The organism is Streptomyces sp. HSW2009 (genome assembly GCF_040240285.1).
Classification (GTDB): domain Bacteria; phylum Actinomycetota; class Actinomycetes; order Streptomycetales; family Streptomycetaceae; genus Streptomyces.
The window spans coordinates 1-9,948 of record NZ_JBEHZD010000282.1 but is presented as its reverse complement, the minus strand read 5'-3'; the positions used below and the strand labels follow the sequence as shown (position 1 = coordinate 9,948).

10 protein-coding genes are annotated in these 9,948 nt (G+C 73.9%); 8 read left to right on the top strand and 2 right to left on the bottom strand.

What is annotated here, in order from left to right:
• The first annotated feature begins 328 nt into the window (after positions 1–328).
• Entirely contained in the window at positions 329–1,255 is a 927-nt protein-coding gene (locus tag AAHZ94_RS20395) for a TIGR02452 family protein (RefSeq protein WP_349994411.1), read from the top strand.
• Positions 1,256–1,410: 155 nt separating this feature from the next.
• On the opposite strand, the gene AAHZ94_RS20390 is transcribed toward AAHZ94_RS20395, so the two are convergent.
• Positions 1,411–3,066, bottom strand: coding sequence for an alpha/beta hydrolase (locus AAHZ94_RS20390; protein ID WP_349994410.1), 1,656 nt, complete (start codon positions 3,064–3,066; stop codon positions 1,411–1,413).
• A 660-nt stretch (positions 3,067–3,726) separates the two neighbouring features.
• Here AAHZ94_RS20390 and AAHZ94_RS20385 point away from each other — a divergent pair.
• Complete coding sequence (locus tag AAHZ94_RS20385) at positions 3,727–4,668, top strand: M28 family metallopeptidase (protein ID WP_349994412.1); 942 nt, start codon at positions 3,727–3,729, stop codon at positions 4,666–4,668.
• A 207-nt stretch (positions 4,669–4,875) separates the two neighbouring features.
• On the opposite strand, the gene AAHZ94_RS20380 is transcribed toward AAHZ94_RS20385, so the two are convergent.
• Complete coding sequence (locus AAHZ94_RS20380) at positions 4,876–5,178, bottom strand: type II toxin-antitoxin system Phd/YefM family antitoxin (RefSeq protein WP_349994409.1); 303 nt, start codon at positions 5,176–5,178, stop codon at positions 4,876–4,878.
• A 98-nt stretch (positions 5,179–5,276) separates the two neighbouring features.
• Here AAHZ94_RS20380 and AAHZ94_RS20375 point away from each other — a divergent pair, with 98 nt between their 5' ends.
• The 6 genes from AAHZ94_RS20375 to AAHZ94_RS20350 form a co-directional block, all read left to right on the top strand.
• Positions 5,277–5,912 carry an ATP-dependent Clp protease proteolytic subunit gene (locus AAHZ94_RS20375; RefSeq protein WP_349994408.1) on the top strand — a complete coding sequence of 212 codons (636 nt, stop codon included), beginning with the start codon at positions 5,277–5,279 and terminating at the stop codon, positions 5,910–5,912.
• A 6-nt stretch (positions 5,913–5,918) separates the two neighbouring features.
• Entirely contained in the window at positions 5,919–6,227 is a 309-nt protein-coding gene (locus AAHZ94_RS20370; RefSeq protein WP_349994407.1) for a hypothetical protein, read from the top strand.
• 474 nt (positions 6,228–6,701) lie between these two features.
• A complete protein-coding gene (locus tag AAHZ94_RS20365) occupies positions 6,702–7,187 on the top strand; it encodes a C40 family peptidase (RefSeq protein WP_349994406.1) in 486 nt (161 codons plus the stop codon).
• Positions 7,188–7,533: 346 nt separating this feature from the next.
• Positions 7,534–7,962, top strand: a complete 429-nt coding sequence (locus AAHZ94_RS20360; RefSeq protein WP_349994405.1) for a hypothetical protein — start codon at positions 7,534–7,536, stop codon at positions 7,960–7,962.
• Between the two features lie 129 nt (positions 7,963–8,091).
• Positions 8,092–9,258: a PLP-dependent cysteine synthase family protein gene (locus AAHZ94_RS20355; RefSeq protein WP_349994404.1), complete on the top strand. Its 1,167-nt coding sequence runs from the start codon at positions 8,092–8,094 to the stop codon at positions 9,256–9,258.
• Positions 9,255–9,948, top strand: a 694-nt coding sequence (locus AAHZ94_RS20350) for an MFS transporter (RefSeq protein ID WP_349994403.1), incomplete at its 3' end; no start/stop codon positions are given. The genes AAHZ94_RS20355 and AAHZ94_RS20350, both read left to right, overlap by 4 nt.

Here is a 9,948-nt window from a genome sequence, read left to right as displayed (position 1 = left end):
GGACCGCCGCGTGGTCGGCGTTCGTCGCGGGCGTGAAGGCCGGCGACTTCGACGCCTGATGCCCGCGTACGCCCGGGCCCCCCCCCCCCCCCCCCCCCGCCCGGGGCGCCCCCCCCCGCCCGGGGGCGCCCCCCCCGCAGCGGCGTGTTCGGGCCGTACGGGCTCGCCCTGGACCGCATCGGCCCGTACCCGAAGGCGCGGGGTGCGTACGGCCTCCGCCGAACAATCCTGTGGCGTGGCCCCGCCCGCCCTCCGTAGCCTCACACCTGATCATCGGGACGCCGGTCCGAGCGGGCCGGCGTCCCTTCGTATGGAACGGGGGCACGGAATGAGTGCACGGCTGCGGGGCATCGCCAAGGAGACCGAGGAGATCGTGGCCGCCGGCGGGTACACCTCGCCGGCCGGGCGGTCGGTGCGGCTGACCGAGTGGCTGGCCGTGGCCGCCCGGGGGACGCGGCTGTACGGCCCGGAGCCGGTCGCCGCGGCGGGCCCGACGGGTACGGGCGGTGGGGCAGCGGGCCCGACCCGGTTCGAGGTGACGGCCGAGGGGAGCCACGCCGCGGCCTGCCGGCTGAGCGGGGACGCCGCCGCGCCGGGCCTGACCACCGACGGCGTGCCGCATCCGGCGGCCGGGGCCGACCGGGGAGTCGCGGTGCTCAACTTCTCCTCGGCCCGCAACCCGGGCGGCGGCTACCTGAACGGTGCACAGGCCCAGGAGGAAGCGGTGTGCCGGGGCAGTGCCCTGTACACGTGCCTGCGCCGGGTGCCGGAGTTCTACGCCGCGCACCGCGCGGACCGCAGCCCGTTCTACACCGACCGGGTGATCTACTCCCCCGCGGTGCCGGTCTTCCGCGAGGAGGACGGTGTGCTGTTGGAGCGGCCCTTCCGTGCGGCGTTCCTGACCTCGGCCGCGCCCAACGCCGGGGTCATCGCGCAGCGCGCCCCGGCCGCCGTGGCCGCGGGCCCCGCCGCACTGGCGTCCCGCGCGGAGCGGGTCCTTGAGGTGGCTGCCGCGCACGGGCACCGGCGGCTGGTGCTGGGGGCCTGGGGCTGTGGGGTGTTCCGCAACGATCCGGCGCAGGTGGCCGGCGCGTTCCGGGACCTGTTGGCCGGGGACGGACGATTCGCCGGCCACTTCGCGCAGGTGGTGTTCGCGGTGCTCGACCGGCGGGCGGAGTCTCCGACCCGAGGGGCGTTCAGCAAGGCGTTCCTGCCGGCGCCCGAGGCTGCGGAGGCGGCCACGAGGTCGAGGTGAACGGGCAGCCGACGGGGGCGGCCGGAGTTCCGTAGCGGCCGACGCGGGGCACGCCGCGGCCAAAGTGGTGCGGGGAGGCCATCGGCTCGACGCCGGTGACCTCCCCGCGGGGTGCACTATCGGGTGGCGCAGCTAGGCCGCCCCGCCCAGGGCCGTCAGGGCCGCAGTTCCGCGGCGGCCAGGGTGCTCTTGGCCTTGGCCGCGGCGAGCTTCTTGGGCTCGGGCGTGGCGTGCGGGCCGCAGACCACGTCCTTGGCGTCGACCGTGCCGTTCAGCAGGTAGGCGTCCACCCGCTGGTTGATGCACGGGTTCAGCTCGGTGGTGACACCGTGCGAACCGGCACCGTTCTCGGTGATCAGGCGCGAGCCCTTGAGGCGCTTGTGCAGCTCCACGGCGCCCTCGTACGGGGTGGCCGCGTCACGGGTGCTCTGGACGATCAGCACCGGCGGCAGGCCGCGGTGGGACTTGACGTTCACCGGCGTGTACTGCGGGCCCTCCCAGGTCGCGCACGGCAGGTTCATCCAGGCGTTGGACCAGGTCAGGAACGGGTGGTCGCGGTGCAGCCGGGAGTTGTCCCGGTCCCACTTGCGCCAGCTCGTCGGCCACTTGGCGTCCGCGCACTCGACGGCCGTGTAGACCGCGTTGCCGTTCTCGGAGGAGATGTTGCCCTTGATGTCCGACAGGTCGGGACCGGCGTTCTCGATCAGCGGCTTGGCGTCACCGGCGAGGTAGGTGCTCCACACGGAGGCCACCGTGGTCCACATCGAGTCGTAGTACGGCGCGTTCTGGAAGAAGCCGAGCAGCTCGGCGGGGCCGACGACGCCGCCGATCGGGTTCTTCTTGGCGGTGGCGCGCAGCTTCTCCCACTGCTGCTGGACCTTGGCCGGGGTGTCGCCGATGTGGTAGACGGAGTCGTAGCGGGCGACCCACTTCTTCCAGTCGTTCCAGCGGGTCTCGAAGGCCACGTCCTGGTCCAGGTTGGCCTGGTACCAGATCTTCTCCTGCGCGGGGTTGACCACGCTGTCCACCAGCAGCCGGCGCACGTGCTGCGGGAAGAGCGTCGCGTACACGCCGCCCAGGTAGGTGCCGTAGGAGACGCCGATGTAGTTCAGCTTCTTCTCGCCGAGCGCGGCCCGGATGACGTCCAGGTCACGGGCGGTGTTCGGGGTCGTCATGTGCGGCAGCATGTCGCCGCTGCGCTCGGCGCAGCCCTGCGCGTACTCGCGGGCCAGCTTGCGCTGGGCACGCTTGTCGGCCTCGCTGTCGGGCACCGGGTCGAGCTTGGGCGCCTTGACGAACTCCTGCGGGTCGACGCAGGAGATAGGTGCGGAGCGGCCGACGCCGCGGGGGTCGAAGCCGACGAAGTCGTAGGCCCGGGCGGTCTTCTGCCACAGCGGGGCCTTGGTGGTGACGCGGCGCGGGAAGCGCAGACCGGAGCCGCCGGGGCCACCGGGGTTGTAGACCAGCGCGCCCTGGCGCTCGTCGGCGGTGCCGGTGTTGCCCACGCGGTCGACCGCGATCTTGATGGTGCGCCCGTTCGGCCTGGCGTAGTCGAGCGGGACGGTGACGTAGCCACACTGGATCGGCTTCTCCAGGCCCCAGTCGGCCGGACAGTCCTTCCAGTCGACGCCCGCCTTCGCGGCGCGCGCGGCGGCGATCTTGACGCCGATGGCGGCGCGCTGCTCCTTGGAGGAACCGGGGTGGTGACCGTGTCGGTCACCGGCGTTGGCCGCCGGGCTGGCCAGGGTTCCGGCGATCAGCACGCCGGTCAGCACGGTGCCCGCCGCACCGAATATCGCAGTTCTTTTCACGTAGGCACTCCCCCTAATTGGGTCGCCTTCACACAATGGTGAGGGTGGTCAGGAGGATCTTTACGTCTCCTTCACCCACCGGAACAGGTCACACAAGTGTTCTTTACCAAGACGTGAACTGCATGGTGGACTGAGGCAGACGGCGTACCCCCGCGACAGCCGCCCGCTCCGACCCGTGCCGCCCGGCCAGCAGCGATGGGCCGGGGCACGCCCCACTCGGGCGCGTCAGGACCGACGGCCCCCCAGCGGGGCGGAGTTGGCGGGCCGACCCGGACGCGGACGATGAGTCCCGTTATGGGCTGCCCCAGACGGGTGACCCATCTCGGCCACACCGGCGTCCACCCAGCGCCCCGCGCCCGGCGTAACCCGCATGGCGCAACACCCGCGCGCCAGGGCCTTTACCAGGCAGCATGCGTGCGCCACAGCCCCTACCGCCCCCTACCGCGCGCCGGCGTACGCAGCGACGACCGGGGCCGTACGGGAGGGGGCGGGGCCCGGTCAGTCGGTGGGCCGGTCGATGGGTCACCCCGACCCGCCCGGAAGGCGCGCCCGGGCCCTCGCTCTTGACGATGTACAGCAAAACATCAATCCTCGTGTCCGCATCACCTGCTCCGCACCACCCCCCACATCCGTATCGGAGCCCACGTGTATCGACCGACGATGCTGCGCCGCAGCACGCTCGCCACTGCCCTCTGCACCGCGCTCGCCGCCGCCCTGCTCAGCGGGGCCACCGGAGCCCAGGCGACCTCGACCCCCACCCGGGTCGCCGCTCCCGACATCGATGTCTCCGCCGTCAAGGGCCACCTCTCCTCCCTCCAGTCCATAGCCGACCGCAACGGCGGCAACCGGGCGCACGGCCAGCCCGGCTACCGGGCGTCAGTGGAGTACGTCAAGGGCAAGCTGGACGCGGCCGGATTCACCACCTCGCTCCAGGAGTTCAACTACAACGGCTCCACCGGCTACAACCTCATCGCCGACTGGCCCGCGGGCGGGAGCGACCAGGTCGTCATGGCCGGCGCCCATCTCGACTCGGTCCGCCGCGGCGCCGGCATCAACGACAACGGCTCGGGTTCGGCCGGCATCCTGGAGGTGGCGCTCGCCGTCGCCAAGGCCGACCTCAAACCCACCAAGCACCTCAGGTTCGCCTGGTGGGGCGCGGAGGAGTACGGCATGGTCGGCTCCACGCACTACGTCAACGCGCTCGGCTCCGGCGAACTGTCGAAGATCGACTCGTATCTGAACTTCGACATGATCGGCTCGCCCAACCCCGGCTACTTCGTCTACGACGACGACCCGGAGGTGGAGCGGGTGTTCAAGGACTGGTACGCGGCCAAGGGCATCGCCACCGAGCGGGAGACCGAGGGCGACGGCCGGTCCGACCACGCGCCGTTCAAGGACCGGGGCGTGCCGGTCGGCGGCCTGTTCAGCGGCGCCGAGACCACCAAGAGCCCGCAGCAGGCGGCGAAGTGGGGCGGGACGCCGGGCGCGCCGTTCGACCCGTGCTACCACTCCGCGTGCGACACGACCAGGAACGTCGACGACACCGCACTGGACAACAACAGCGACGCCATCGCCCACGCACTGTGGGAGTTGAGCTCCTGACCCACCCCCGCACCCCCCCCCCCCCCCCGCCGGCCGCCGGGGGGGGGGGCCGGGCGGCGCGCCCCCCCCGGGGGGGGGCGGCGGCCCCCCCCCCCCCCCCCCCCCCCCCCCCCGCCCCGCGGGGGGGGGGGGGGGGGGGGGGGGGGGGGGGGGCCCCCCCCGGCGGGCGGGGCGGCCCCCCCCCCCCCGCGGCCCCCCCCCCCTTCGTCATTCCCCGCGGCCGGGCCGTCGCCCGTCGCCGTCCGGGCCGCGGTGTTCGGCGGCGATGCCGAAGCGACGTCGTTCGCCCGCAGCGGACGTCCCCGGGCGCAGCGTGGAGACCGTGCTGATCACCTGCTCCTCGGCCGCCGGCTCGGGTTCTTCGAGTCGTTGCAGGTCAGCGGCGGAGACCAGGGCCACGAGCGGCTTGCCGTGGCGTGTGACGACCACCCGTTCACCGCCGTACACCACACGGTTGATCAGATCCGCGAGCTCTGCCCGGGCTTGCGTCACCGGAATCTCGTAGGCCATGCTCCCCATTCTAACGGGATGTACGTCCTGTACATTTTTTACGTATGGGCCGCCCGTGCAGCCATCCCCCAGCACGCCAGCACGCCGAGAGGTGCCCGATGGAACGACCCACCGCCCGTTACGTCCTGCCCGAGTTCACCGAGCGCACCAGCACCGGCGTGCGCACCCTGGACCCGTACTCCAAGCTGCTGGAACAGCGCATCGTCTTCCTCGGCACCCCGATCGACGACACCTCGGCCAACGACGTGATGGCCCAGTTCATGCACCTGGAGCACACCTCGCCCGACCAGGACATCTCGCTCTACATCAACTCCCCCGGCGGCTCGTTCACGGCGATGACCGCCATCTACGACACGATGCGCTTCGTCACCTGCGACATCGAGACGGTGTGTCTGGGGCAGGCCGCGTCGGCCGCCGCCGTGCTGCTGGCGGCGGGGACGCCGGGCAAGCGGCTCGCGCTGCCCGGGGCTCGGGTGCTGATCCACCAGCCGTCGCTGCACGAGCCGGTCCGCGGCGAGACCTCCGACCTCCAGGTGCAGGCCGAGGAGATCCTGCGCACCCGGGACCTGCTGGAGCGGATGCTGGCCGAGCACACCGGCCAGCCCGTCGAGCGGGTGCGCAACGACATCGAGCGCGACAAGATCTTCGACGCCCAGGGCGCGCTGGAGTACGGGATCGTGGACCGGCTCACCCGCAGCCGCAAGCGCACCGCCGTTCCGCTCGGCCTGCGGTGACCCGCGGTGCTGCCACCTCCGCTGCCACCGCTGCCCGCACTGACCCGCGCCGAGGCGGACTTCGTCGACGGCTATCTGGCGGTCGTGGACCTGCTGGGTCGGATCAACCCGGTCCACGGCCATGACACCTACGGCGCGCTGCGGGCCGCGCAGGCCCTGGCGTCCCGGGCCGACGCGTTGCGGGACGCGCTGACGCTGATGCACGAGCGGGGCGAGAGCGCCGTGCACGCCGCCACGTTGACCCGGGCGCTGCGGGTACTGGACGGCGAGCGGCGCACGGCGCGCGTCACGGTGCCGTCGGAGCCCGCACCCTGATCGGCGGCGGGCGCGCCACCGGAGCGCGCCGCCGTGCCCCACTTGGGCTCCCCCGTTCGGCCTAGCGCGCGGGCTCGCCGGCCGACGCCCCGAGTTGCGCGCCGCCCGCACCTCGGGTCCGTGCCGGCCCCCGCCGGCCCCGTTCCGCGCCGCGTTCCGCGCGCGGTCCACGCGTCGGCAGCGGGGCGCGGCCGGCTCCGCCGATCTGACGAAGCACCACAATGGCGCATATGTGACGAGGTTCACATAGCGTCGTTTCAGCTCGGAATCGCCCATGCCGTGCGTGACGATCTGGGACGACAAGCCCCCGCCGACAGCGACGGGGCGGCCCGGGCGGGCGCCTGATCCCGCCACCGCGCCGGGCACCTGGTCGACGGTTGCGCTCCGGCGGGAGTGGAGGTAGACCCGGGCCGCCCCGGCGGGCCGGGCTCCGCAACTCCGGCTCCTCCACCGGCGGCTGGCGAAGGGTTGCGCATGGCTACGCGCACAGGAGTCACGGTCCCGCCCCTCCTCTCCCGGCTCGGCACCGTCTCGGCGCTGACCGCCGCCGCGGTCGGTACGAGCCTGTTGGCCCCGTGGACGCCGTCGGCCGAAGCCGCCTCCACCGGGGTGAAGGCACTGCACGTCGCGGCCTCCAAGAAGGGCTCCCCGTACAAGTGGGGCGCCACCGGACCGCACCGCTTCGACTGTTCGGGGCTGACCCTGTACGCGTTCAAGCGGGCGGGCAAGAAGCTGCCGCGTACCGCCGCCGCGCAGTACAACAAGGTCAGACGCGTCCCCACCACCACCCGCACCCGCGGCGACCTGGTCTTCTTCCGGTCCGGGCGGTCCGCGAGGTCCGTCTACCACGTGGGCATCTACGCCGGCCACGGCCGCATCTGGCACGCGCCCAAGACCGGCACCGTGGTGCGTCTTGAGCGCATCTGGAGCAAGCGCGTCAGCTACGGGCGGGTGCACTAGCCCTGCGGCGGGCGAGGCCACCCGCCGCAGGGCGGGCACGTCGCCGGCCGCCCCGGATGGTCCGCTGCCGCCCGCGGCCGACCCGGCTCGAACCGTTCGCCCTTCACGAAGCCGCCCCGCCAACCGACCGAACGCCCCAGCCGAACGTCCGGGCCGGGCGCCCGGCCGAAGGGCGGACCGAGCGGCGGATCAGGTGGCGGACTGGCCACCCCTGACACACTCCCATCCCCGGTCGAACGGGCCACCACGGACGGGCCATGTCGCCCGATATCCCCCCAGAGGACGGCCGTGCCGCCGCCCCGATTCTGACGCAAACCGAACGTAGTCCTTCCGCTACCGTGTGCTGGTGGTGATCGACGGGCGGCCGATGCGGCGGACGGCGGTGCGCCCCCTGTGGTGCGTGCTACTGCTGGCCGTGCTGGCGCACGTCCCGGGCTGCGCTCACGGGCCGCTCTCCAGCGGGCCCGGCCGGGTGGACGCATCGGCGCTCACCCCAGCGGCGCTCTCCTCCAGCACGCCGGCGGCTGCCCCCGCCGCACTGCCCGAGCGCGCAGCGCCCGGCTCGTGCGGCCATCGCCACCAGGCGCAGGAGTGCGCCGGGATCGACGCCCCGGCGCTGCCGCAGCCGGATAGCACCAAGGTGCCGCTGCCCGCGCCGGCCCCGCTCGACCCCGCCGCGTTCGTGCTGGCCGAACCAGGCCGCGCCCCGCCCCTCACCGCGGGGCCCCGCCCCGGCACGAGCCCGCGGGCGCTCCTCCAGATCTGGCGGAACTGACCCGACCCACGCCCACCCCGACCGCATGGCGCTTCTTGTGCGCGGCCGGCCGGTGGGCGTCGTCGTGTCCCCCACCCCCCAGTTGCACCGCTGTCCGCACGCCGGCCAGCGGTGGGAGAGCCGTCATCGATGAACCTCCCCCACCCCTCCTCCGTCCTCCTCGACCCGACTCCCGTCTCCCCCGCCCAGCTACTCGCCGCATCGGCGCGGTCCGCCGCGACCCCGGCCGCGCTGGTCGGAGACACCCCCGTGCTGTGGGTCGGCGAGCCCTTCACCACCGATCGCCGCGGCTTCTGGGCCAAGCTCGAAGGCCACAATCCCGGCGGCATCAAGGACCGCACCGCGCTGTACATGGTGGCCGCCGCCCGGGAGCGGGGCGCGCTGCTGCCCGGCGCCCGGATCGTGGAGTCCACCTCGGGCACCCTCGGCCTCGGCCTCGCGCTCGCCGGCATCGCCTACGGCCATCCGGTCTCGGTGGTCACCGACCCCGGCATGGAGGCGCAGGTCGCCGGGTTGCTGCGGGCGTACGGCGCCGAGGTGCACACCGTCACCGTGCCGCACCCGCACGGCGGCTGGCAGCAGGCCCGCCGCGACGCGGTGGCCGAACTCCTCGCCGCCGACCCGGGCGCCTGGTGCCCCGACCAGTACCACAACCCCGACAACGTGGCCGCCTACCGACCACTGGCCCATGAACTCGTCGCCCAACTCGGCCGCATCGACACCCTGGTCGTCTCGGTCGGCACCGGCGGCCACTCCGCCGGCATCGGCCGGGTGCTGCGCACCTTCTTTCCCACCCTGCGCGTGGTCGGCGTGGACACCTGCGCCTCCACCATCTTCGGCCAGCCGTCGGGCACCCGCCTGATGCGCGGCCTGGGCTCGTCGATCTATCCGCGCAACGTGGCCTACGAGTTGTTCGACGAGGTCCACTGGGTCGCCGCCCCCGAGGCCGTGTGGGCCGCCCGCGCCCTGGCCCGCACCCGGTACGCCACCGGGGGCTGGAGCGTGGGGGCGGTCGCGCTGGTCGCCCGCTATCTGGCCCGTACCCACCCGGCCGAGGAGCGCATCGCGGCGGTCTTCCCCGACGGGCCGCACCGCTACGTCTCCACCGTCTTCGACGACGCGTACTGCCGCACCCACCGGCTGCTCGGCCACGAACCGGCCGACGCGCCCGAGGAGATCGGCCACCCCTCCCAGGCGGTGGTCACCCACTGGACCCGCTGCACCACCGTCACCCGCCCGCTCCCCGCCCGCCCGGGTGAGGAGCGGCTCGACCATCCGGCGGGGGCCGGCCGATGACCGACCTGCTCGCACGGACCCGCTCGTTCAGCCCGGCGGCCCGACTCCTTATGGTCAATCAGTTCGCCATCAATCTGGGCTTCTACATGCTGATGCCCTATCTCGCCGCCCATCTGGCGGGCGAGGTGGGCCTCGCCGCCTGGGCGGTCGGCCTGGTGCTCGGCGTGCGCAACCTGTCCCAGCAGGGCATGTTCCTCATCGGTGGCACCCTCGCCGACCGGCTCGGCTACAAGCTGCCGATCCTCACCGGCTGTGTGCTGCGCACCGCCGGGTTCGCCCTGCTGGGCTGGGTGGACAGCCTGCCCGCGCTGATCGTCGCATCGGCGGCCACCGGGTTCGCCGGCGCGCTGTTCAACCCTGCGGTACGCGCCTACCTGGCGGCGGAGGCCGGCGAGCGCCGGGTGGACGCCTTCGCCACCTTCAACGTGTACTACCAGGGCGGCATGCTGGTCGGCCCGGTGGTCGGCCTCGCACTGCTGACCGCCGACTTCCGGGCCGTGTGCACGGTGGCGGCCGTCATCTTCGCCGCCCTGAGCGTGCTCCAGGCCCGTGCCCTGCCGGCCCGGCGCGGCAGCGGGGGGGGGGCCCCGGGGCGCCGGCCGCCCGGCCCCCCCCCCGGCGGGGGCCCCCCCCCCCCCCCCCGGGGGGGGGGGGGGGGGGGGGGGGGGGGGGGGCGGGGGGGGGGGGGGG

Coding starts and splice junctions, on each gene's coding strand:
- AAHZ94_RS20395 (WP_349994411.1), top strand. CDS start 329: ATGAGTGCACGGCTGCGGGGCATCGCCAAGGAGACCGAGGAGATCGTG.
- AAHZ94_RS20385 (WP_349994412.1), top strand. CDS start 3,727: ATGCTGCGCCGCAGCACGCTCGCCACTGCCCTCTGCACCGCGCTCGCC.
- AAHZ94_RS20380 (WP_349994409.1), bottom strand. CDS start 5,178: ATGGCCTACGAGATTCCGGTGACGCAAGCCCGGGCAGAGCTCGCGGAT.
- AAHZ94_RS20375 (WP_349994408.1), top strand. CDS start 5,277: ATGGAACGACCCACCGCCCGTTACGTCCTGCCCGAGTTCACCGAGCGC.
- AAHZ94_RS20365 (WP_349994406.1), top strand. CDS start 6,702: ATGGCTACGCGCACAGGAGTCACGGTCCCGCCCCTCCTCTCCCGGCTC.
- AAHZ94_RS20355 (WP_349994404.1), top strand. CDS start 8,092: ATGAACCTCCCCCACCCCTCCTCCGTCCTCCTCGACCCGACTCCCGTC.